Source organism: Agrococcus baldri, from assembly GCA_900114805.1.
Classification (GTDB): domain Bacteria; phylum Actinomycetota; class Actinomycetes; order Actinomycetales; family Microbacteriaceae; genus Agrococcus; species Agrococcus baldri.
This window is the reverse complement of record FOZN01000004.1, coordinates 49,859-72,118: the sequence shown is the minus strand read 5'-3', so window position 1 is coordinate 72,118 and position 22,260 is coordinate 49,859. Positions and strand designations below refer to the sequence as shown.

Sequence of the window (22,260 nt, the reverse complement as noted above, 5' to 3'; positions counted from 1 at the left end):
GTGGACTGGCGCACTCAAGACCCGGTTTTGGCCGATGTGTGCTCGACGCTGGCGATCTCCTGAGGTCAGCATGAGCCTCGCCTGCGGTTAGCGCGGCGGCGAGGTGCGGTCACTGCGTCAGCGCGAGCGTCCCGCCTGCAGCACGAGCCAGATGAAGTAAGGGATGCCGACCAGCGCCGTCATGATGCCCGCCGGCAGCTGCGCGGGTGCGATGAGCGTGCGGCCCAGCGTGTCTGCCAGCAGCGTCAGCGTGCCGCCCAGCATCGCCGCGAGCGGCAGCAGCACTCGGTGCCGCGCTCCGACGAGCGCACGCGCCGCATGCGGTGCCACCAGCCCCACGAACGCGACCACCCCGATCGCGGCAACTGCTGTCGAGGCGAGCACCACCGCGAGGGCGAGGGCGAGGATCTGCACGGCCGTGAGACGCACGCCGAGTAGCCTGGGCGTCGCGTCGTCGAGCTGCGCCAGATCGAGGTCGCGGTGCATCCACAGCAGCGCGAGCACGCCGATCGCCAGGGCGACGGCGACCGGCGCCACGTCCTCGAACCCGCGGCCGTAGGTCGATCCCGCCAGCCAGACGATCGCCTTGCCCCGGTTCCAGGGGTCGGTGACCACGATGAGCATGCTCGTCAGCGCCGCCGTGCCCGCCGACAGCGCGAGGCCGGTGAGCACCAGGCGCAGGCTGCCGAGCCGGCGCCAGCCCACCAGCAGCAGCACCAGCAGGCCGGCGATCGCGCCGCCGGCCAGGGCGCTGCCGGCCACCGCCCAGCCGACCGCGGTCGGCACGAGCGTGATCACGCCGACGGCGCCGAGACCAGCGCCGCCGGCGACACCGAGCAGGTACGGCTCGGCGAGCGCGTTCCGCGCGACGGCCTGCACGAGCGCGCCGGAGAGCGCGAGCGCGATCCCCGCGGCGACAGCCGCGGCGATCCGAGGGGCTCGGGTGTCGAGCGTGACCCGCACCGCATCCCCCGCCCTGCCCGACAGCCAGTTGACGACGTCGCCGAGCAGCAGCATCCGGTCGCCCAGCAGCACCGCGGCGATCGTCAGCGCCGCCAGCGCGAGGGCGGCGATCGCGATCGGCAGCCACGCGCGGCTCACGACCGTGCGCGCGCCCAGCACCGACATCGACTCGGTCTCGGCCGCGCCCGCCATGGTGCGGGCGAGCACGATGATGCACACCGCGCCCACGAGGCTCGTGACGACGCCGGTCGGCACGTCGAGCGAGGCGCTGCCCGGCAGCACGGCGCGCAGCAGCACGTCGGCCCCCACCACGAGCACGGCGCCTGCGAGGGCGGCGAGCGGGATGGCGACGAGATGCCGCGCGGCACCGGGGATGTGCGAGGCGAGCATGCGGATGACGATCGGCGCCGCGAGCCCCACGAAGCCGATCGGGCCGGCGATCGCGACGGCGGCGGCGGCGAGCGCGACCGAGGCGATGAGCGTGATGAACCGCAGTCGCCCGACGCCGACGCCGATCGTCGTCGCGGCCTCCTCGCCGAGTGCGAGCACGTCGAGCCTGCGCGCGAGCAGGAGGAGCGCCACGATGCCGAGCAGCACGATCGGCAGCAGCTGCGCGACGGTCTCGATGCCGTTCTGCGAGAGCCGGCCGACGCCCCAGGCGTAGAGGCCAGCGGTCTCCTGCTCGAACAGGATGATGGTCACGGTGGTCACCGACTGCAGCGCCAGCGCGAGCGCTGTGCCGACGAGCACCATCTGCGTGGTCGAGCCGCGGCCGCGGCCGATCGCCACGACCGCCAGCGCGGCGAGCAGGCCTCCCACGAACGCCAGCCCTGCGCCGCCGATGCCGGGCAGGCTGATGCCGAAGACGGCCGCGATCGCGATCGCCGCGCCCGCACCGCCGTTGACGGCGAGCGTGTCGGGCGATGCGAGCGGATTGCCGGTCAGCGTCTGCATCGCATAGCCGGCCGCGCCGAGTGCCAGCCCGACCACGATCGCCGCGGCGATGCGCGGCAGTCGGCTCTCGACGATCACGGCGGCGTGGCCGCGCTCGCCCCCCAGCCAGCCGAGCAGCTCGGTCAGGCCGAGGTCGGTCGTGCCCTGTGTGGCGTGCCAGCCGGCGAGCGCGATGAGTGCGACGAGGAGGGCCGCGCCGAGCGCGAGCCCTCCAGGCCGGACGCGGATCACGGGGTCGGCGCGAGTGACGCGACGAGCGCGTCCAGGTAGGCCGTCAGCGAGTCGACGCCGCCGAAGAGCCAGATGCCGTCGGGCAGCCGGTGCACCTTGCCGGCCTGCACGGTCGGCAGCCCGTTCCAGATGTCGTTGTCCGCGAGCTGATCCTGGAAGACGTCGCGCTGGCTGCCCACCGACAGGTACACGATGTGCGTGTCGTCGGCGAGCGCGGTGAGGCCCTCGACGTCGGTGATGCCGAGGCCGTACTGCTCGTCGCCCTCGCCGGGCCAGCCGTTGGCGAAGCCGATGGACTCGAAGGCTGCGGGCAGGAGCGCCCCGTCGGCGTACGGGCGGATCTCGACCTGGCCGCCGTTCTCATAGCCGTCCATGTGGGCGATCGAGGTGCCGGCGAGTCCTGCCTCCTCGACGGTGGCGGAGAGCTCGGCGACGTGCGCCTCGTACTCGCTGATCGCGGCCTCAGCGGCGTCCGAGCTGCCGGTCGCCTCGGCGACCAGGCGCAGGTCGGCTTCCATGGTGCCGAGCGGGTCGGCGGCGTCGGCACCCTGCAGCACCAGCACGGGCGCGATGGCCTCCAGGTCGCCGTAGGCGCCCGCGTCGCGGCCGGCGACGGCCACGATCAGGTCGGGCGCGAGGCCGGCGATCGCGTCGATCGACGGCTCGACCCGGGTGCCGACGTCGGTCGGCTCGCCCTCGAGCGGCGCGCCGGTGGCCGCCCACTCCTGGTAGCCCGCGACGTCGGCCACCCCGACCGGCGCGATGCCGACGGTCTGCAGGTGCTCGACGGCGACCCACTCCAGCGCGACGACGTCCTCGACGCCCGCGGGGATCTCGACCTCCACGCCCCGGGCATCCGTCACCGTCACCGCTTCCGCGGCGGCGTCGGGCTCGGCGCTGTCTGCGGGTGCCTCGGTGGTGCCGCAGGCGGCGAGCGCGAGCGCGGTGAGCACCGCAGCGCCGACGAGCATGGGCCGCCCCGTGAGGGTTCGCTTGGTCATGGTCAGCCTTCCTCGGCCCGGGGCGTCGCCGCCGGGCTCATGGTGGGATGCGTCACGCGGCGCGTGACACGGCGGGCCGGCGGCGGAGCCGCTGCGGCCGGATGCGCAAGCCGTCTTCGACTGGCTCGACGTCGATGGGCACCTCGTAGGCGGCGGTGAGCCGCTCGGGTGTGAAGACCTGCTCGGGGGTGCCGGTGGCGACGATGCGCCCGTGCACGAGCAGCACGACCTCGTCGGCGATCTCGGCGGCCTGCTCGAGGTCGTGCAGCACGATGCCGACGGCCACGCCGTCGTCGGCGAGGTCGCGCACGATCTCGAGGATCTCGCGCTGGTAGCGCACGTCGAGGAAGGTGGTGGGCTCGTCGAGCAGCACGATGCCGGTCTGCTGCGCGAGGCAGGTGGCCAGCCACACGCGCTGCCGCTGGCCGCCGGAGAGCTGCGAGACGGGCTGGTCGGTCAGGTCGGCGATGCCGGTGGCCGCCATCGCACGGTCGATGACGTCTGCGCCGTTCGGGTCGCCGGTGCGGAAGCGGCCACGGTGCGCGAAGCGGCCGTAGGCGACGACCTCCCGGACGCTGACGCCGGACGGCTCGGGGTGTGACTGCGCGAGCAGCGCGATGCGGCGGGCGAGCTCGCGCTCCCCCAGGCCGGATGCGTCGGCGCCGTCGGCGAAGACCACGCTGCCGCCCGACGGGCGGTGCAGCGCGGTGAGGCCGCGCAGCAGCGTCGACTTGCCGGAGCCGTTCGGCCCGACCAGCGCGGTGACGCAGCCGGGCGTGAGCGCGATGGATGCGTCGTGGACGATCCGATCGCGGCCGTACGCCATCGAGACGTCGGTCGCGCGCAGCGCCAGAGGATGGGTGATCGTCACAAAGGTAAGGCTAGCCTTACCTCAGTCCCGAGCGCAATCCGAGCGGGACTGAGATCGACTACGCGGAGAGCTCCTGGATGTCGTCGGCGGTCAGCACCTCGGGAGCCTCCCCGCCTGTCACCGACTCCTTCGTCACGATCACGCGCTCGACGCTCTCGCGCGAGGGCACCTCGAACATCACCGGTGCGAGCACCGTCTCGAGGATGGAGCGCAGGCCGCGGGCGCCGGTCTTCCGCTCGACGGCGAGATCGGCGATCGCCTGCAGTGCCTCAGGCTCGAAGTCGAGCTTGACGCCGTCGATCTCGAAGATGCGCTGGTACTGCTTGACGAGCGCGTTCTTCGGCTCGGAGAGGATCTCGACCAGCGCCGACTGATCCAGCGGCGAGACCGTCGCGATCACCGGCAGGCGGCCGATGAACTCGGGGATCAGGCCGAACTTGTGCAGATCCTCCGGCAGCACCTCCTCGAACACGTTGAGGTCGGGCTTGAGTGAGGCGACGGGGGCCCCGAAGCCGATGCCGCGCTTGCCGGCGCGGTTGGCGATGATGTCCTCGAGCCCGGCGAAGGCGCCGGCGACGATGAACAGGACGTTCGACGTGTCGATCTGGATGAACTCGGAGTTCGGGTGCTTGCGCCCGCCCTGCGGCGGGACCGAGGCGACCGTGCCCTCGATGATCTTCAGCAGCGCCTGCTGCACGCCCTCGCCCGAGACGTCCCTCGTGATCGAGGGGTTCTCCGCCTTGCGCGCGACCTTGTCGATCTCGTCGATGAAGATGATGCCGGTCTCGGCGCGCTTGACGTCGAAGTCGGCGGCCTGGATGAGCTTCAGCAGGATGTTCTCGACATCCTCCCCGACGTAGCCCGCCTCGGTGAGCGAGGTGGCGTCGGCGACCGCGAACGGCACGTTGAGCTGCTTCGCGAGCGTCGAGGCCAGATAGGACTTGCCGCAGCCGGTCGGGCCGACCATGAGGATGTTCGACTTCTGGATCTCCACCCCGTCGCCGACGCTGTCGGCAGAGGCGAGCTGCTGCGAAGCGGCGACGCGCTTGTAGTGGTTGTAGACCGCGACGGCGAGCGAGCGCTTGGCGCTCTCCTGCCCCACCACGTACTCCTCGAGGAACTCGAAGATCTCGCGCGGCTTCGGCAGCGTGAAGCTCTCGGTCGAGGGCGTCTCGCCGGCTTCGGCCATGCGCTCCTCGATGATCTCGTTGCACAGCTCGACGCACTCGTCGCAGATGTACACCGCGGGGCCGGCGATCAGCTGCTGCACCTGCTTCTGGCTCTTGCCGCAGAAGGAGCACTTGAGCAGGTCGCCGCTCTCTCCCAGTCGCGCCATGTTGCACCTCTTGATCATCGTCGAACGCAGGCTGCGCCCGTCCATGGAAGTTTAGAGCAGGGCGCTGACACAGCGACCGACCACGCCGCCATGGGCCAGATCGCCATCGATAGGCTGGACCCATGCCTCCTGCCCTCGCCGTGCTCTCGGCCGTCCTGCTGCTGCCCGCCCACGCATCCGTCATCGGCTCGACGCCGGCGGCCGGTGACGTGGTGACGGAGCAGCCGGGCAGCTTCAGCGTCGTCATGAACGAGGAGATCCTGGCCGTCGAGGGCGCGAGCGGCTCGAACGCGATCCAGGTGACGGATGCGGCGGGCCTGTTCTACGGGGACGGCTGCCTGAGCGTCGACGGCGACACCGCGTCGATGCAGGCGCAGCTCGGCGAGGCCGGCGACTACGCGCTGACCTTCCAGGTCGTCTCCGCCGACGGCCACCCGGTCTCCGACACCATCGACTTCACCTTCGATCCGGCAGATGGTCAGGCCGGGGCGCCCGGCGTCGCCGAGGCGCCGGTGTGCGGCGTGGCTGCGCCCGAGGCCGAGGGCGAGGGCGATGGCGATGCCGACAGCGCGCCGGCCACCGCCGCCGCCGAGCAGGGCACTGAGGCCGAGCAGGGCACCGAGGGCGAGCAGTCCGACGGCGCGGTCGAGCAGGGCGGCTCGTTCCCCTTCATCGCGATCGGCGTGCTCGCGCTGCTGGCGCTGCTGGCGCTCATCGCCTTCCGCGCGAACCGGCTGCGGGGTCAGCTGAAGGACCGGCACGAGGAAGCCGAGCCGGCAGACGACGAGATCTGAGCCGCTCGGCAGCGGCATCACGAAAGGGCCGGTACCCGCTCTGGGTACCGGCCCTGCTCGTTCGCGACGCTACGCGCCGAGCTGACCCGGCGCCGTCTTGCGGCTCGTGAGCACCTGGTCGATCAGGCCGTACTCGAGCGCCTCCTCGGCTGAGAGGAAGGTGTCGCGCTCGATGTCCTTCGACACCGTCTCGACGTCGCGGTTCGAGTGCTTCGAGAGCGTCTCCTCGAGCCACTCGCGCATGCGCAGCACCTCGCGCGCCTGGATCTCGATGTCCGAGGCCTGGCCGCGGCCGGCGTCCGAGGTCGCCGGCTGGTGGATGAGGATGCGCGCGTTCGGCAGTGCGAGGCGCTTGCCGGGCTCGCCCGCCGCCAGCAGCACCGCGGCGGCGGAGGCCGCCTGGCCGAGGCACACCGTCTGCACCGCGGGACGGATGTACTGCATCGTGTCGTAGATCGCCGTCATGGCCGTGAACGAGCCGCCGGGCGAGTTGATGTACATGATGATGTCGCGGTCCGGGTCCTGCGACTCGAGCACGAGCAGCTGCGCCATGACGTCGTCGGCGGATGCGTCGTCGACCTGCACGCCGAGGAAGATGATGCGGTCCTCGAACAGCTTCGCATAGGGGTCCTGGCGCTTGTAGCCGTAGGCGGTGCGCTCCTCGAACGTGGGCAGGATGTAGCGCGAGCCGGGCATCTGCAGGGCGCTGCCGCCCGCCTGGAACGTGGGAGTCTCCATCAGTTGCCACCTTCCTGGTCTGCCGACGCATCCGTCGTCAGGTCGTCTGCCGCATCCGTCGTCGTCAGGCCGTCCTTGTCGGTGCCGCCGCCGCCGGTGACGTCGGAGGCCGACGCGCGCAGGTGGTCGACGAAGCCGTACGCGAGCGCCTCTTCCGCCGAGAACCAGCGGTCGCGGTCGCCGTCCGCGTTGATCTGCTCGACGGTCTTGCCGGTGCGCTCGGCGGTGATCTCAGCGAGGCGGCGCTTCATGTCGAGGATGAGCTGCGCCTGCGTCTGGATGTCGCTCGAGGTGCCGCCGAAGCCGCCGTGCGGCTGGTGCAGCAGCACGCGCGCGTTCGGGGTGATGTAGCGCTTGCCGGCCGTGCCGGCGGTGAGCAGCAGCTGGCCCATCGAGGCGGCCATGCCGATGCCGACCGTGACGATGTCGTTGGGCACGAACTGCATGGTGTCGAAGATCGCCATGCCGGCCGTGATCGAGCCGCCGGGCGAGTTGATGTAGAGGTAGATGTCCTTGTTCGGGTCCTCTGCGGCGAGCAGCAGGATCTTCGCGCAGATCTCGTTCGCGTTGTCGTCGCGCACCTCCTCGCCGAGCCAGATGATGCGGTCGCGCAGCAGGCGGTCGAAGACCGAAGGCGCGAAGACGGGTTCAGCCACAGGTGACTCCTTCTCTCGATTGGTCTCAACCCTAGGCGAGCGCAGACCCGATTCCGGGCCGTGTTCGCCGCAGGCGGAGGCATGCGAAAGGGCCGGGCGAGCGCCCGGCCCTCTCGCTGCGGATCAGTCCTCGGCGTGCTGCGCCGCGAGCTTCGCCTCGGTCTCGCGGATGGCGGCCTCGACGTCGTCCTCGCCCACCTCGTCCGACTGCGCCGGCGGCAGGAACTCGCTCAGGTCGACCGTCTCGCCCTTGTCGTCGACGACCGTGACGCGGCCGAGCAGCGTCGAGAGGGTCTTGCCGCGCAGGATGTCGCCCAGCAGCACCGGCAGCTGGCCGTTCTGCTCGAGCGCCTGCACGAGGTCCTGCGGACCCATGCCGTACTGAGCGGCCTGCTGCACGATGATCTGCGTCAGCTCCTGCTGCGTGACCTCGAGCTGCTCCTCCTCGGCGAAGCGGTCGAAGATCATCTGCTGCTTGAGCAGCTTGCGGGTCTCCTGGCGCACCTCTTCGCCGTGCTCGGCGTCCTCGGCGCGGTTCTCGGCCTCGAGGTGACGGACGACCTCGTCCTCGACGACCTGCGTCGGCACCTCGACCTCGACGGCCTCGATCAGCTCGTCCTGCAGGCGCTGGCGCGCCTGCTCGGCCTGCGCCATGCGGCCAGAGCGGCCCGCCTGCTCGGCCAGGTCGGCCTTCAGCTCGTCGATGGTGTCGAACTGGCTGGCCATCTGCGCGAAGTCGTCGTCCGCCTCGGGCAGCTCGCGCTCCTTGACGGCCGAGACGGCCACCTTGACCTCTGCGTCCTTGCCGGCGTGGTCGCCGCCGACCAGGGTCGACGTGAACGTGGTCTCCTCACCGGCGGTGAGCGACTCGACGGCCTCGTCGATGCCGTCGATGAGCTCGCCGGAGCCCACCTCGTAGGAGATGCCGGAAGCCTCGTCGACGGTCTCGCCGTCGATGGTCGCGGTCAGGTCGAGCTGCACGAAGTCGCCGTTGGCGGCGGGGCGGTCGACGGTTACGAGCGTGCCGAAGCGGGTGCGCAGCTCGTCGAGCTCCTTCTGCACCGCGTCGTCACCGACCTCGAGCGCGTCGACCGTGATCGTGCGGCCCTCGACCGTGGGCAGCTCGAAGTCGGGGCGCACGTCGACCTCGATCTCGAGCACGAGGTCGCCGGAGAAGTCCTTGACCTCGGGCCACGCGGTGACGTCGGCCTGCGGGCGGCCCATCGGGCGCACCTCTGCCTCGGCGACGCCCTGGCGGTAGAACTCGTCGATCGACTCGGAGACGGCCTGGTTCAGGATCTCTCCGCGGCCGACCCGCTGGTCGATGATCGCCGCGGGCACCTTGCCCTTGCGGAAGCCGGGCACGCTGATCTGCTCGGCGACGGTCTTGTACGCCTGGTCGATCGCGGGGCGCAGCTCCTCCGGCTCGACCGCGATGGTGAGCTTGGCGCGCGTGTTCTCGATCTTCTCGACCGTGGTCTTCACGAGGTGGTCTCCTGAGGGGTTCGTGGATGTGCCGGACAAGCCGACCGGTGACGCGATGGCGCGCCGGATCCGCCGCGAGAGGGCGGACCACCGCCCAAGCCTACCGGCCGTGCGGGGCCGAGCCGCAATCCGTCCGTTCGCCGGCGACGAACCACTGGCATGACCGCCCTCCTGCTGACTGCGCCGGCAGCGCCCCTTCGGGCGCGTGTGTCGTCCGCTCGGCTCGTCGCGCGGGGACCGGCGCGTGCGACTGCGATACTCGGGCGCGTGGAGATCGACGTCGAGCAGTGCCTCGTGCGCGCCGCCGACGGCGACGAGCGGGCGTTCGCCGAGCTCTACGACGCCACCGCGGCGCGGGTGTTCGGCCTGGTGCTGCGCATCCTCGTCGATCGCGCGCAGGCCGAGGAGGTCGCGCAGGAGGTCTATCTCGAGGCGTGGCGCGGTGCGCGGCGCTTCGATCCTGATCGCGGCGCCGCGATCAGCTGGCTGCTGCAGATCGCCCATGCCAGGGCGGTGGACCGCGTGCGGTCGTCGCAGGCGCAGCGCAATCGCGACGAGCGCATCGGCGTGCGCGACACGGCGGTGCCGATCGACGACGTCGCCGAGCGGGCCGAGACCTCGCTCGAGTCGGCCAGGGCGAAGCGCGCGCTCACCGAGCTCAGCGAGCCGCAGCGGGAGGCGATCGAGCTGGCCTACTTCGGCGGGCTCACCCAGAGCGAGATCGCCGAGCGCATCGGCGCGCCGCTGGGCACCGTGAAGACCCGGCTGCGCGACGGCATGCGCCGATTGCGCGAGATCCTGGGTGTGACGACATGAGCAACGACGGCGACGAGATGAACGGGGGCGACGACATGCACGACCAGCAGTCTGTCGACGGCCTCGCTGCGGCGTACGCGCTGGATGCGCTGACGCCCGACGAGCGCGCGCTGTTCGAGGCGAAGGCCACACCGGCCGCTCGCCGGGAGGCGGAGGAGCTCGCCGAGACCGCGACGCTGCTCTCCGGTACGGAGGTCGCTCCCCCGCCGGCGCTGCGCGCGAGCATGCTCGACGCGATCCGCGCCGAACCGCAGCACAGCGCCGAACCGCAGCACAGCGCCGAGCCGACCGCCGGCGCTGCACCAGCAGACGCCGATGCGCCCCAGGTGCCGGCCACGACCGCGGCAGCTGCGGCACCGGCGGTTCCCCGCGCCCACGACGCATCCGCACCGGCCGCTCACGGCGGCCACGACGCATCCGCCCCCGTCACCCGCCGGCCCGGGCCGGCCGAGCGCCGCGCCCGCGCGCGGTGGCGTCCGGCACGCGTGATCGGCGCTGTCGCCGCCGGTGCGGCGCTGCTGGCCGGCGGCATCGCCATCGGCTCGCAGCTGGGCGGCGACTCGCAGCAGGAGGCGCTCGGCGCGGTCGTCGCGGCGCCCGACGCGCAGCGCAGCGAGGTCGCGCTCGAGGATGGCGGCACCGCCACCGTCATCTGGTCGGCCGAGCGCGCCCAGTCGGTGCTGCTGTTCGACGGCCTCGCCGCCGCACCCGCCGGCCGCGAGTACCAGGCCTGGTACATCGACGCGGCCGGCCCGCGCAGCGCCGGCCTCTTCCAGGCCGACGGCGGCAGCACCGCCGTGGTGCTCGAAGGCGAGTTGGATGCGGGCGTCGCCGTGGGCGTGACGGTCGAGCCCGAGGGCGGGTCGGAGGCACCGACCACCGAGCCCTTCCTCGTCGTCCAGACCTGACGCATCCGCTGCCCTCGTGCCCGGGGCGCCGGAGCCTGCGATCGCTCGACCTGGCAGGATCGGACGGTGTCTGATTCCGTGAGCGACCGGCCGGCGCGCTCAACCCGCCTCGGCCCGATCGCGATCGTCATCGCCTCGATCGGGCTGGTGGTCATGTGGAGCTCGGGCTTCGTCGGCGCCGAGCTGGCCGCGCGCGCCGAGGGCGAGCCCGTCACGGTGCTCGCGTGGCGGTTCACCGTGCTGTCAGGCCTGCTCGTCGCGGCGATGCTGATCGCTCGCCGCCGCTGGCCCCGGTGGCGCAGCTGGCTGCGGCAGGGCGGCATCGCGCTGCTCAGCCAGTTCGGCTACCTGCTGATGATCTTCGAGGGCGTGCGCTTCGGCGTCGATGGCGGCACCGCGTCGCTGATCGCGGCACTGCAGCCGATGCTCGTCGCCACGGTCGCGGGCCGATTCCTGGGCGAGCGCGCCAACGGGTGGATGTGGTCGGGCATGCTGGCCGGGTTCGCCGGCGTCGCGCTCGTCGTCTCGGGGCAGCTCGTGCTGTCGGGTGCGCCGCTGTGGGCGTACGCGCTGCCGCTGATCGGGGTGCTCTGCCTCGGCAGCGGCACCGTGCTGCAGCGCCGCTGGCATGCGCACGACGACCTGCTGCAGACGCTGCTGATGCAGGCGGTGGTCGCCGGCGGCGCCTTCATGCTCGTCGCGCTGGTTCGGGGGCAGGCCGCGGTGCCCACGTCGCTCGACGTCTGGGGCGCGATCGTGTGGCTCGTGTGCCTGTCGAGCCTGGGCGGCTACGTGCTCTACGTGACGGTGACGCGCTCGCACGGCGCGACCTTCGTCTCGACGATGCTCTACCTGACGCCGCCGACCACGATGCTGTGGGTCTGGCTGGTCTTCGGGGTGCCGGTCTCGCTGCTCGGCGTGATCGGCATGGCGGTCGCGGCGGCGGGCGTCGCGGTGGTGCTGGTCGCGCAGCGGCGGCTCAGCTGAGGTGTCAGCGAGGCGAGGGCCGTCGGCTCCGACGACTGAAACTCGAGTCGGGGCGACAGGATTCGAACCTGCGACCTCCCGCCCCCAAAGCGGGCGCTCTAGCCAAGCTGAGCTACGCCCCGTAGGGATCGCTCCCGTACGGCTAGCGAGTCTACCGGCGCGAGGATCTCATGATGACCGCGCGACCGCTGGCTTCGCGGACCCCTGATCCGCCGCGGAACCCCAGATCTCAGGTTCACCTGCCGATCTGGGGAGTCCGGGAGCCCGCACAACGGCCATCGCATAACTGAACGCGTTCAGTTATAGTCGGAGCATGACCTCGCACGGCAGCAACGGCACCCCTGCACCCACGAAGGGCGCGCGCACGGCCGCACGCATCCGTGCTGTCGCGTTCGATGCCCTGCGCGAGGACGGCTGGCGCGCCACGACCATGCGCGGCATCGCCGAGCGGGCGGAGGTCTCCCCCGGCACCATCTACCTCTCGCTGCCCTCCAAGGAGCACCTGCTGCTCGAGCTCTACGGCGAGACCGTGGCGCGCATCGAGCAGCGCGCGGCAGACGACCTCGCGGGTGTGCGAATCTTCGCCGCCCGGCTCCGGATCGTGATGCGCGTCGCCCTCGACGAGATCGCGCCGTTCCATCGGGTCGCGACCGAGGCGATCGGCCAGGCGATCGCCCCCGACTCCCCCGTGAGCCCGTTCGGCGATGAGACGCGGGCACCGCGCGAACGGATGCTGCGCCTCTTCGCGACCGTCGTCGAGGATTCCGACCTGGTCGCCGACCGGCGGCTGCGCGAGGCGCTGCCCGAGCTGCTGTGGGGGCTGCTGATGGCGGGGATGCTTGCGTGGACGAGCGACCGCAGCCGCGAGCAGCGTCGCACCCGAGCGCTCGTGGAGCAGGCGGTGCCGATGCTCGATCGCGCGATCCGCGTCACCGCGGTGCCGCTGCTGCGGCGACAGGTGCGCGACCTCCTCGCGCTGACCGCCGCAGCGAAGGAGCTATCCCATGACGACGCCTGATCGATCCCCACTACCGCCGCGATCGGCGGACCGTTCGCAGTTCGGCTGGCGCGACCCTGCGAAGCACGAGTGGACGGCAGGCGACATCAAGTTCGGCTGGCTCATCGGCGCCGGCGTCGTGCTGGTGGGCTCGCTCGTCATCGGCGTCATCATGTGGGGGTCCGCGGCGCTCATGGGCGTCTTCGGCGGTTTCCTGCTCGGCCTGCCGATGCTCACGCTCTACGGCGTACCGGTCGCGATCGCGGCCGCGACCGCGCTCCGCCGCGTCGCCAGCGAGGCGATCCATCTGTTCGTGTTCGCGGTGCTCGGTGCCATCGGGGGCGGCATCACGGCGCTGCTCGCGCAGGGCATCGTCGCCGGATGGGCCCTCGTGCCGTCGACCGTCATCGTCGGCGTCGCGACCGCGGTGATCGCCCGAGCGGTGGCGCACGACACCGCCCTGCGCACCCGCGGCAGCGTCGACAGCTAGAGCGTCCGCTCCCGGATCATGCGCGACAGCTCGAGCCCCGAGTCTTTCACCGTGCGCTCCTGTGTCTCGTAGTCGACCCGCACGATGCCGAACCGCTTGTGGTAGCCCCACGCCCACTCGTAGTTGTCGAGCAGCGACCAGTACATGTAGCCCTTGACCGGCACGCCGGCGTCGATCGCGTCGAGCACGGCGCCGACGTGCGAGCGGAGGAACTCGACCCGCTCGGTGTCGTGGACGCGCGCCTGCCCGGCCGCCGCATCCGTCGTCGACGTCGTGGACGCATCCGCCCCGTCTGCGTCGAAGACGACCTCGTCGTCGTAGGCCGCGCCGTTCTCGGTCACCCACAGCTCGATGCCCGCGGCACCCGTGTACTCGTCGTGCAGGTGGCGCAGCAGCGTCGTCAGGCCCGCCGGCCGCACCTCCCAGCCCATGTTCGTGGTCGGCACGTCGCGCGGGTGCGCGTGCACACCCTCGGCGGCCGGGTAGGGGCTGGCGATCGGGCGGTCGGTCGGCGCATCCTGCAACACCGGCACGGCCGGCGGCTCGTACGAGACGACGTCGTCGTGGTAGTAGTTGACGCCCAGCACGTCGATGGGTGCCGCGATCGTCTCGAGGTCGCCGGGCTGCACGACCGCGTCGAGCCCGAGGTGGCCGACGTCGGCGAGCAGCGACTCGGGGTACTCGGCGCGCATGATCGGGTGCACGAAGAAGCGGTTGTACTGGTCGTTCAGCCGCCGCGCGGCCTCGAGGTCGGATGCGCTGGTGGCGTCGACCGGTTCGGCCGGCTGGAAGTTGAGGGTGATGCCGAGCCGCTCGGCGCCGGCCTCGCGCAGCGCGGTGACGGCCATGCCGTGGGCGAGCAGCAGGTGATGGCCGGCCTGGAGCCCGGCCTCGACGCTCTGCCGTCCGGGCGCGTGGGCGCCGGCGGTGTAGGAGAGGAATGACGAGCACCAGGGCTCGTTCATGGTGGTCCAGTTCGTGACCCGGTCGCCGAGCGCCTCGTGCACGGTGAGCGCGTAGTCGACGAAGCGGTGCGCGGTGTCGCGGTTCGTCCAGCCGCCCTGCTCCTCGAGCGCCTGCGGCAGGTCCCAGTGGTAGAGCGTCAGCCAGGGCAGGATCTCGGCGTCCAGCAGCTCGTCGACGAGCCGCGAGTAGAAGTCGATGCCCTTGGGGTTGGGCGCTCCCCCGTCGGGCCGCACGCGCGCCCAGCTGGTCGAGAAGCGGTAGGTCTGCAGGCCGAGCTCGCGCATGAGCGCCACGTCCTGCGGCATGCGGTGGTAGTGGTCGCACGCGACATCGCCGGTGTGTCCGTCGATCACGGCGCCCGGAACGCGCGCGAACGCGTCCCAGATGCTGGGGCGGCGGCCGTCCTCGGCCGCGGCGCCCTCGATCTGGTAGGCGGCGGTCGCGCCGCCGAGGATGAGGTCGTGGGGGATGCTTCGATGCACGCCACGAGCGTAGCCCGAGCGGCACGGGGTGCGGATGCGTCGGCGCGGATGCGGTAGATTCGTCCAGTCCCGTGCTGCACGGCTCGGGGCGCGCGGGCGTAGCTCAATGGTAGAGCCTCAGTCTTCCAAACTGATTACGCGGGTTCGATTCCCGTCGCCCGCTCCGATCCCCGTCTCGCCGCTGGTCGAGCAGCGCCTGTGGATCAGAACCGAGTTCTCCACACCCGCTTCGAATCTTCATTCCCATGTCGGTGGCCCGTGAGAGTCTCTGCGCATGGACACCAGCGGCATCGATGGCGAGGGCTACATCGCCGCGATCCGCGCTGGCGCCATCGATCCGCACGGCAAGTCGGCGGAGACGCTGCAGGACGAGCTCGATGCGTTCGATGCGGAGTGGACACAGCGGCTCCTGGCGATGACGCCCGAGCAGGTCGAGGCGGGCGAGCAGATCCCGCCGCCCCCGACCGAGCCGGAATCGGCGTTCGACGAGCGGTTCCGCCTCGACGATGCGCTCGTGGGAGGCATGCGGGCGCTCGAGCAGCAGAGCGCTCGCATCGAGGGCGAGCGGCGCGTGCTGCTCGCCTCGCACATGCAGCGCGCCATCGACCTGCCCGGCGACACCGAGACGAACCGCAAGGAGCTGGCCGCGATGGTCGCGGTCGATCTGGGGGTGTCGCGGCGCAGCATCATCGACAGGATGACGCGTGCGCACGCGATCGTCACGCAGCTGCCGATCGCGCACGAGGCCGCCGCCGCGGGTCGCATCACCACGGGGCACCTGCGGATCATCGAGCGCGAGACGCAGCCGCTGCGACTCGACCAGGAGGTCTCCAGGAGCGAGCGGGAGCGGGTCGAGGCCGAGCTGGTCGATGTCGCCGAGCGCGTCTCGACCAGCCAGCTGGGCGCGAAGGCGAAGCAGATCGTCAACGACGTGCTCACCGAGCCGCTGCAGATCCGGCACGACACCGCCCGGCAGAAGCGCCGCACCGACCTGTTCGACGCCGGTGACGGCATGGGCGACCTGCTCGTGCACGCGCCGATCCTCGAACTGACCGCAGCCCACGATCGGGCCACGCAGGCAGCGAAGAAGAAGACCAAGGACGACCCGCGCACGTTCGAGCAGTTCCGCACCGACGCGCTGCTGGAGCTGCTGCTCACGGGTGTCGTGCCGGAGGATGTGCACGGCATCAGCGCCATCAAGGCGCACGTGGCCGTGACCATCCCGGCGACGACGCTGCTCGAGGATGAGTACCGCGACGGCGACGCGCTGCGGGAGCTGCAGTTCCCGGCCATGCTGGATGGGAAGACGCTCGTCGATGCCGACACCGCCCGCTGGCTCGCCGGCGGCAGCGCCGTCTGGGAGAGACTCTTCACCGACCCGGTCACCGGCGTCGCGGTGACGGTCGACACGTACCGGGCAAGCGCCGCGCAGCGGCGGATCCTGCAGGCGCGCGACATCCGTTGCCGGATGCCAGGCTGCGGACTGCCCGCCCGCACCGGCGATCTCGACCACACGCGAGACGCTGCCAAGGGCGGCCCCACCAGTCTCGGCAATCTCGCCCACATGTGCCGCAGCGATCACGGCATCAAGCACGACACCCGCTGGCAGGTCGAACAAACACCAGGCGGCGTGCTGCGATGGACCTCGCCCATCGGGCACGTCATCGACGATGTGCCCGAACCAGCCGGGCCCGTCTTCACCGACATGCCACGCAGCAGACCGAAACCCGTCCCCCTCACCCGTTCCGAGCGGCGCAGCCGGCAGCGGGAGCTGTTCCAACGGCTCGAGGACGCGCACGCGGCGAGGCAGGCCGAGCCGCCGCCCGATCCCGCAACCGTTCCCTACGAATGGGGTGGTGAGCTGGGCGCCCCGGCGGTACCGGTGCTGGGCCCGAACCCGTTCTGAGAGCGAATCGCGCCGTGGTGGCCGCTTCGACCTCACAGCGGCTGCCGGTAGCGTGACCCCGTGCAGTCCAGCCTCGTCACTCGCCCTCGTGGCCGCGGCTCCAGCAGGCTCGGTGCCGCGCTGGTGGCGGCCGCGACCGTCGCGCTGACCCTGGCCGCCTGCGTCGCGATGCCGGCGACGACACCGGAGGATCCCGCGATCCCCGCGAGCGCCTCACCGGTGTTCACCGACCTCGCTCCCCCGCCGACGACGAACGGGCCGACCGACCCGCCGGTGCCGACCACGCCGCCGGGCGACTTCGCCTACGGCGAGACCGTCACCGTGCACACCGACCGCGGCTCGACGTGGGAGATCACCGCGACCGGATCCACCGACCCCGCCGACAGCCTCGCCACGTTCGGCTGCCAGTCGAGCGGCGGCGCCGCGACACCGCGCGCCGGCGAGCGCTTCGTGATGCTCGATCTCGAGATCGCGAACGTGGGTGTCATCACCACCCACCCGATGTACGACATGACCTTCGGGTATCAGCCCGACGGCGGGCCGGTCGCCGACCAGAACTCGGCCTCCGTGGCGGCGGCACCGCTCGATCTCGGCTGCACCTGGGAGTTCGCACCGGGCGAATCCCAGCAGGTGCAGGTGATCGTCTCCATCCGCGACGACGCGGCGAGCACGGGCGCGTGGATCGTCAGCCCCTCCGAGGGCGGCCTCGACTCGGCTCGGCTCTACCGCTGGAGCTGACCTCCTCCGACACCGCTACCGCTGGAGCTGTCCCGCCCCGACGAGCACAGCCGACCAGCGGCCGCGCGGCGCACGGCGACCTACAGCTGGCAGCCGGGGCACCAGTAGAGCTTGCGGCCCTGCATCGTCTCGAGCGCGATCGGCGTGCCGCAGCGGCGGCACGGCAGCCCTTCGCGCTTGTACACCCAGTGCCGATCGGCACGGTTCGCGAGCGCCGCAGCCCGCTTCGCTCCGCGCAGTCCGTCGATCGTGAGCATCTGTCCCGTCTCGACGCCGATGCGCAGCAGCTTCACCCAGTCGCGCCACAGGCCGCGAAGCTCATCGCTCGTGAGTCGGCTACCCGGCCGATGCGGGTCGACGCGCGCTCGGAACAGCAGCTCCGCCCGGTACACGTTGCCGATGCCGGCGACCACCGACTGGTCCATCAGCAGCTGCCCGATCGACTGGTTCGAGCGCGACGCGCGCTCGACGAACCGCGCCTCCGCCTTCGCCCTCGACTCCGTCGGCGCCTCGGGGTCCGGGCCGAGCCGCTCGGCGAGCGCCCGCACCTGCGTCTGATCGAGCACCTCGCAGACAGTCGGCCCACGCAGATCCGCCACCGCGGTCTCGGTGAGAATGCGCACGCGCACCTGCCCCACCGGCTCCGGCGGAAACTCGACCGGCTCGCCGAGCGACTCGTGCTCACCCGCCCGCAGGCGCGCCAGCCGCGGCGCGCCGATCGAGGCGATCGACTCCTCGTTCTCGCCGTCGGTGCCCGCGCCGCGCATGCCCGTCTGGCCCATGCGGGCCGCACCGAACGCCGCTCGGCTGGCGAGGATGGTCGGGTCGACCGAGATCGCGCCCGCGAAGTCCCAGGCGCCGTAGATGCCCAAGTGGACGTGCAGCACCCGCTCGGGCGTGCGTGCTGTGCCGTCGAAGCCCAGCAGCAGGTGCTTGCCGATCGCCTCCGACGAGGTGACCTCCCGCCCGTCGAGCTCGGCTGCGCCCACCTCGAAGCGACCCTGCGGGCTCGTCACCGCAGCCGTGCGGCCGACGAAGTTCGCCCCGAACTGGCGCGCGATGCGATGGACGGAGTGGCCCTCAGGCATGCCGCACCGCCGGCATCGGTTGCTGTGTCATCAGACGCTGCCGTCAGGCGATCTCGTGGCCGGCGATGGCGCCCGTCGTCTCGTACTCCCCCAGCTGAGCGACGCGTCGAGCGTGGCGCTCGGCACCGGTGAACGGCGTGGCGATGAAGGTGTCGATGATCTCGAGCATCTCCTCCTCCGAGTGCTGGCGCGCTCCGACCGCGACGACGTTCGCGTCGTTGTGCTCGCGCGCGAGCTCGGCCGTCGCGAGGCTCCATGCAAGGGCTGCCCGCACGCCCTCGACCTTGTTCGCCGCCATCTGCTCGCCGTTGCCCGAGCCGCCGAAGACGACGCCGAGCGCCTCGACCCCAGCACGCTGGTCGCGCACGGTCGCGCGCGCGGCGTTGATGCAGAACGACGGGTAGTCGTCCTCGGCGTCGTACTCCGTCGGCCCGTGGTCGACGCACTCGTGACCCTTCGCGGCCAGGTGCTCGATGAGCCGCTTCGACATCTCGAAGCCGGCGTGATCGGTGGCGACGTGGATGCGCATCAGGCTGCCTCGACCTCGGCCTCGGCCGGCACCTCGAACCGCGGACCGCGCGTGCGGCTGCGCTTGAGCTCGAAGAAGCCGTCGATCGACGCGGCCGCGACGATGCCGTCGAACAGCCGCAGCGCATCCGCCCCCTTCGGTGCCGGGCTGATGACGGGGCCGAAGAAGGCCACCTCGTCGACCGCGATCACGGGGGTGCCGACGTCGTCGCCGACCAGGTCGATGGCCGCCTGGTGCGTGCCGCGCAGCGTCGCGTCGTGCGCGTCGGTCTCCTCGGCGAGCCCGGCGTCGAGCCCGACCTCGGCGAGCGCCTCGGCGATCAGCGCATCGTCGTCCTTGCGCTTCTGATGATGGATGCGCTCACCGAGCGCGTCGTACAGCTGCTTCACGGCCGCATCGCCGCCCGCTGCCCGCGCCGCGGTGACTAGGCGCGTCATGCGCATCGAGCGCGGCATCCTCGCTGCGTAGTCGGCGGGCAGGTCGCGGCCCTCGTTGAGCACCGCCAGGCTCATCACCTGCCAGTCGACGTCGAAGCCGCGCGCCTCGGCGACCTCGCCCAGCCAGCGGGAGGTCATCCACGCCCACGGGCACGTCGGGTCGAACCACATCCGCACGCTCTGCGGGGTCTGCTGCGAAGCCTGATCAGTCATGGCTCGAGCCTACCGAGCACTGGGCGAGCGGACGGCCGGGCGGCACTACGCTGGATCGACCAGCACACCCACTGTTCACAACACGACTGCCCGAAGGAGTCCAGCGTGCCCGGAGAGAACCTCACTCGCGCCGAAGCCGAGGAGCGCGCAGCGCTCGTCCAGGTCGAGAGCTACGACATCGCCCTCGACCTCACGACCGGCGACGAGGTGTTCCGTTCCACCACCACCGTGCGGTTCACCGCGCAGGAGGGCGCGTCGACCTTCATCGACCACATCTCCCGCACCGTGCACTCCGTGACCCTCAACGGCACCGAGCTGGACGCATCCGCCATCAATGACGGCGTGCGCATCCAGCTCGACTCTCTCGCGAGCGAGAACGAGCTCACGGTGGTCTCCGACGCGATGTATGTCAACACCGGCGAGGGCCTGCACCGCTTCGTCGACCCGGTCGACGGCGAGGTGTACCTCTACTCGCAGTTCGAGGTGCCCGACTCGCGCCGCGTCTTCGCCGCCTTCGAGCAGCCCGACCTGAAGGCCACCTTCGCCTTCACCGTCACGGCCCCCGCCACCTGGCAGGTCGTCTCCAACCAGCCCACGCCCGAGCCCGTCATCGACGGCGAGACGGGCACCTGGGCGTTCGAGCCCACCCCGCGCATCTCGAGCTACATCACCGCGCTCGTCGCCGGCCCCTACTCGGTCGTGCGCTCCGAGCTGACCTCGAGCGACGGCCGCACGATCCCGCTGGGCATGTTCTGCCGGGCGTCGCTCGCCGAGCACCTCGACGCCGACTACCTCTTCGACATCACCCGCAAGGGCTTCGCCTTCTTCGAACAACAGTTCGGCGTCGCCTACCCCTTCGACAAGTACGACCAGCTCTTCGTGCCGGAGTTCAACGCCGGGGCGATGGAGAATGCCGGATGCGTCACCTTCACCGAGGCGTACGTGTTCCGTGCGCAGGTCACCGACGCCATGCGCGAGCGCCGCGTCGTGACCGTGCTGCACGAGCTGGCGCACATGTGGTTCGGCGACCTCGTCACCATGAAGTGGTGGAACGACCTGTGGCTCAACGAGTCGTTCGCGGAGTGGGCATCGACGCTCGCCACCGCCGAGGCGACCGAGTGGACGGGCGCCTGGACGACCTTCCAGGCGATGGAGAAGACCTGGGCGTACCGCCAGGACCAGCTGCCTTCGACGCACCCGATCGTCGCGGAGATCCGCGACCTCGACGACGTGCAGGTCAACTTCGACGGCATCACCTACGCCAAGGGCGGCTCGGTGCTCAAGCAGCTCGTCGCCTGGGTGGGCCTCGAGTCGTTCATGAAGGGCGTCGGCGCCTACTTCGGCAAGCACGCATGGGGCAACACCGAGCTCTCCGACCTGCTCGCCGAGCTCGAGACCGCCAGCGGACGCGAGCTGGGCGACTGGAGCAAGCTGTGGCTCGAGACCGCCGGCGTGAACACGCTCCGCCCCGAGCTCGAGGTGAACGACGACGGCATCATCACCGCCTTCTCGATCGCGCAGACGGCGCCCGCCGACCACCCGACCCTGCGGCCGCACCGCCTGGCGATCGGCTTCTACGACGTCAAGCACGGCAGGCTGCGCCGCAAGGAGCGCCTCGAGCTCGACGTGGACGGCCCCGTCACCGCGGTGCCGCAGCTGGTCGGCCACCTGCGCCCGGCACTCATCCTCATCAACGACGACGACCTCGCCTACGCGAAGATCCGGCTCGACGAGGCGTCGATGCAGACGGCGCTGTCGAGCCTGAGCGAGATCGAGGACCCGCTCGCCCGCGCGCTCGTCTGGGGCGCCGCCTGGGACGCCACCCGCGACGGCGAGACGCCCGCGAGCGACTACGTCGACCTCGTGCTCGACAACATCGGCGCGGAGACCGAGTCGACCACCATCCGCCTCGCGCTCGCGCAGCTGACGCAGGCCGCCCGCACCTACGTGCACCCCTCGCGCCGCGCCGAGACGATCGAGAGGGTCGGCGACCGGCTCTGGAAGCTCGCCTCGAAGGCCGCGGCCGGATCGGACGCGCAGTTCCAGTTCGTGGGCGCCTTCGCCGGCATCGCCTCGACCCCCGCGCACGCCGAGACGCTGCAGTCGCTGCTCGACGGCACCCGCACGCTCGACGGGCTCACGGTCGACAGCGACCTGCGCTGGCAGCTGCTCGACGGCCTGGTCCTCAACGGCGCAGCCGGCGAGGCCGAGATCGCCGCGGAGCTCGCGAGCGACGACACCGCGACCGGCCGGCAGTTCGCCGCCCGCGCCCGCGCCACCATCCCCACGAAGGAGGCGAAGGAGGCGGCGTTCGCCTCGGTCGCCGACGAGGCGGGCGCGTCGAACCTGATCGTGCGCTACACCGGTCTCGGCCTGCAGCACGTCACCGACGCATCCGTCCTCACCGACCTGGTCGCGCGCTACCACGACGCGATCCAGTCGATCTGGGACTCGCGCACGTACCAGATGGCCGAGGGGCTGCTGGTGGGCCTGTACCCGGCCGTGCTCGCGAGCGAGGAGCTCGCGCAGGCCAGCCGTGCCTGGCTCGCCGCGAACGAATCGGCGGTGCCGGCGCTGCGCCGCATCATCATCGAGCACCTCGCGGGCGTCGAGCGCGCACTCCGGGCGCAGCAGCGCGACGCCTGATCGCCAGTGACGCCAGAGAGGAGCAGCG

At 71.5% G+C, this 22,260-nt stretch carries 20 protein-coding genes and 2 tRNA genes; 10 read left to right on the top strand and 12 right to left on the bottom strand.

The window, feature by feature from the left end; genetic code table 11:
• Nucleotides 1–117 precede the first annotated feature (117 nt).
• Genes BM288_RS11980 through clpX form a run of 4 tightly spaced genes read right to left on the bottom strand, consistent with a single transcriptional unit; the run spans nucleotide 118 to nucleotide 5,356 of the window.
• Nucleotides 118–2,148, bottom strand: a complete 2,031-nt coding sequence (locus tag BM288_RS11980) for an iron ABC transporter permease (RefSeq protein WP_318255539.1) — start codon at nucleotides 2,146–2,148, stop codon at nucleotides 118–120.
• Nucleotides 2,145–3,149 (bottom strand): ABC transporter substrate-binding protein, encoded by a 1,005-nt coding sequence (locus BM288_RS11975; protein ID WP_092919147.1) that lies wholly within the window; start codon nucleotides 3,147–3,149, stop codon nucleotides 2,145–2,147. The genes BM288_RS11980 and BM288_RS11975 overlap by 4 nt, the downstream gene beginning before the upstream one ends.
• 52 nt (nucleotides 3,150–3,201) lie before the next feature.
• Nucleotides 3,202–4,020 carry an ABC transporter ATP-binding protein gene (locus BM288_RS11970; protein WP_318255538.1) on the bottom strand — a complete coding sequence of 273 codons (819 nt, stop codon included), beginning with the start codon at nucleotides 4,018–4,020 and terminating at the stop codon, nucleotides 3,202–3,204.
• Nucleotides 4,021–4,078: 58 nt separating this feature from the next.
• Nucleotides 4,079–5,356 (bottom strand): ATP-dependent Clp protease ATP-binding subunit ClpX, encoded by a 1,278-nt coding sequence (gene clpX / locus BM288_RS11965; protein ID WP_092919146.1) that lies wholly within the window; start codon nucleotides 5,354–5,356, stop codon nucleotides 4,079–4,081.
• A gap of 122 nt (nucleotides 5,357–5,478) precedes the next feature.
• On the opposite strand from clpX, the gene BM288_RS11960 reads away from it, so the two are divergent.
• Nucleotides 5,479–6,150 carry a copper resistance CopC family protein gene (locus BM288_RS11960; protein ID WP_092919145.1) on the top strand — a complete coding sequence of 224 codons (672 nt, stop codon included), beginning with the start codon at nucleotides 5,479–5,481 and terminating at the stop codon, nucleotides 6,148–6,150.
• A 69-nt stretch (nucleotides 6,151–6,219) separates the two neighbouring features.
• Here the strand turns inward: BM288_RS11960 and BM288_RS11955 are convergent, their stop codons facing one another.
• From BM288_RS11955 to tig, 3 genes are all read right to left on the bottom strand, one after another.
• Nucleotides 6,220–6,888 (bottom strand): ATP-dependent Clp protease proteolytic subunit, encoded by a 669-nt coding sequence (locus tag BM288_RS11955; RefSeq protein ID WP_092919144.1) that lies wholly within the window; start codon nucleotides 6,886–6,888, stop codon nucleotides 6,220–6,222.
• Complete coding sequence (locus BM288_RS11950) at nucleotides 6,888–7,544, bottom strand: ATP-dependent Clp protease proteolytic subunit (protein ID WP_318255537.1); 657 nt, start codon at nucleotides 7,542–7,544, stop codon at nucleotides 6,888–6,890. Before BM288_RS11950 ends, BM288_RS11955 begins: the two co-directional genes overlap by 1 nt.
• A gap of 123 nt (nucleotides 7,545–7,667) precedes the next feature.
• Nucleotides 7,668–9,029 carry a trigger factor gene (gene tig / locus BM288_RS11945; protein WP_177220378.1) on the bottom strand — a complete coding sequence of 454 codons (1,362 nt, stop codon included), beginning with the start codon at nucleotides 9,027–9,029 and terminating at the stop codon, nucleotides 7,668–7,670.
• Nucleotides 9,030–9,296: 267 nt separating this feature from the next.
• Here tig and sigK point away from each other — a divergent pair, with 267 nt between their 5' ends.
• The 3 genes from sigK (at nucleotide 9,297) to BM288_RS11930 (ending at nucleotide 11,740) form a co-directional block, all read left to right on the top strand.
• Nucleotides 9,297–9,845, top strand: a complete 549-nt coding sequence (sigK, locus tag BM288_RS11940; protein ID WP_318255536.1) for an ECF RNA polymerase sigma factor SigK — start codon at nucleotides 9,297–9,299, stop codon at nucleotides 9,843–9,845.
• Nucleotides 9,842–10,753, top strand: a complete 912-nt coding sequence (locus BM288_RS11935; RefSeq protein ID WP_092919142.1) for an anti-sigma factor — start codon at nucleotides 9,842–9,844, stop codon at nucleotides 10,751–10,753. Before sigK ends, BM288_RS11935 begins: the two co-directional genes overlap by 4 nt.
• A gap of 66 nt (nucleotides 10,754–10,819) precedes the next feature.
• Complete coding sequence (locus BM288_RS11930) at nucleotides 10,820–11,740, top strand: DMT family transporter (protein ID WP_318255535.1); 921 nt, start codon at nucleotides 10,820–10,822, stop codon at nucleotides 11,738–11,740.
• A gap of 47 nt (nucleotides 11,741–11,787) precedes the next feature.
• On the opposite strand, the gene BM288_RS11925 is transcribed toward BM288_RS11930, so the two are convergent.
• Nucleotides 11,788–11,862: transfer RNA gene (locus BM288_RS11925), tRNA-Pro, on the bottom strand.
• 191 nt (nucleotides 11,863–12,053) lie between these two features.
• On the opposite strand from BM288_RS11925, the gene BM288_RS11920 reads away from it, so the two are divergent.
• Together BM288_RS11920 and BM288_RS11915 are read left to right on the top strand one after the other, a co-directional pair.
• On the top strand, nucleotides 12,054–12,758 hold the full coding sequence (locus BM288_RS11920) for a TetR/AcrR family transcriptional regulator (protein WP_092919141.1): 705 nt from the start codon (nucleotides 12,054–12,056) through the stop codon (nucleotides 12,756–12,758).
• Nucleotides 12,745–13,227, top strand: coding sequence for a hypothetical protein (locus BM288_RS11915; RefSeq protein WP_092919140.1), 483 nt, complete (start codon nucleotides 12,745–12,747; stop codon nucleotides 13,225–13,227). The genes BM288_RS11920 and BM288_RS11915 overlap by 14 nt, the downstream gene beginning before the upstream one ends.
• Here BM288_RS11915 and BM288_RS11910 read toward each other — a convergent pair.
• The gene (locus tag BM288_RS11910) at nucleotides 13,224–14,675 is read right to left on the bottom strand and encodes a GH1 family beta-glucosidase (RefSeq protein WP_092919139.1); all 1,452 of its coding nucleotides are present in this window, start codon (nucleotides 14,673–14,675) and stop codon (nucleotides 13,224–13,226) included. The genes BM288_RS11915 and BM288_RS11910 overlap by 4 nt on opposite strands.
• Nucleotides 14,676–14,767: 92 nt before the next feature.
• Between BM288_RS11910 and BM288_RS11905 the strand changes: the two genes are divergently transcribed.
• The 3 genes from BM288_RS11905 (at nucleotide 14,768) to BM288_RS11895 (ending at nucleotide 17,319) form a co-directional block, all read left to right on the top strand.
• A tRNA-Gly gene (locus BM288_RS11905) sits at nucleotides 14,768–14,838 on the top strand.
• Nucleotides 14,839–14,949: 111 nt separating this feature from the next.
• Nucleotides 14,950–16,581: an HNH endonuclease signature motif containing protein gene (locus tag BM288_RS11900; RefSeq protein ID WP_092919138.1), complete on the top strand. Its 1,632-nt coding sequence runs from the start codon at nucleotides 14,950–14,952 to the stop codon at nucleotides 16,579–16,581.
• 60 nt (nucleotides 16,582–16,641) lie between these two features.
• Nucleotides 16,642–17,319: a hypothetical protein gene (locus tag BM288_RS11895; protein WP_143103104.1), complete on the top strand. Its 678-nt coding sequence runs from the start codon at nucleotides 16,642–16,644 to the stop codon at nucleotides 17,317–17,319.
• 80 nt (nucleotides 17,320–17,399) lie between these two features.
• Here BM288_RS11895 and BM288_RS11890 read toward each other — a convergent pair whose 3' ends face one another.
• The 3 genes from BM288_RS11890 to BM288_RS11880 are packed head-to-tail and all read right to left on the bottom strand — an operon-like array spanning nucleotide 17,400 to nucleotide 19,586.
• On the bottom strand, nucleotides 17,400–18,407 hold the full coding sequence (locus tag BM288_RS11890; protein ID WP_092919136.1) for an Fpg/Nei family DNA glycosylase: 1,008 nt from the start codon (nucleotides 18,405–18,407) through the stop codon (nucleotides 17,400–17,402).
• A gap of 43 nt (nucleotides 18,408–18,450) precedes the next feature.
• Nucleotides 18,451–18,936 carry a ribose-5-phosphate isomerase gene (locus BM288_RS11885; RefSeq protein WP_092919135.1) on the bottom strand — a complete coding sequence of 162 codons (486 nt, stop codon included), beginning with the start codon at nucleotides 18,934–18,936 and terminating at the stop codon, nucleotides 18,451–18,453.
• Nucleotides 18,936–19,586 carry a mycothiol-dependent nitroreductase Rv2466c family protein gene (locus tag BM288_RS11880; protein ID WP_092919134.1) on the bottom strand — a complete coding sequence of 217 codons (651 nt, stop codon included), beginning with the start codon at nucleotides 19,584–19,586 and terminating at the stop codon, nucleotides 18,936–18,938. Before BM288_RS11880 ends, BM288_RS11885 begins: the two co-directional genes overlap by 1 nt.
• A gap of 105 nt (nucleotides 19,587–19,691) precedes the next feature.
• On the opposite strand from BM288_RS11880, the gene pepN reads away from it, so the two are divergent.
• Complete coding sequence (gene pepN, locus BM288_RS11875) at nucleotides 19,692–22,232, top strand: aminopeptidase N (protein ID WP_092919133.1); 2,541 nt, start codon at nucleotides 19,692–19,694, stop codon at nucleotides 22,230–22,232.
• Nucleotides 22,233–22,260: the final 28 nt, after the last annotated feature.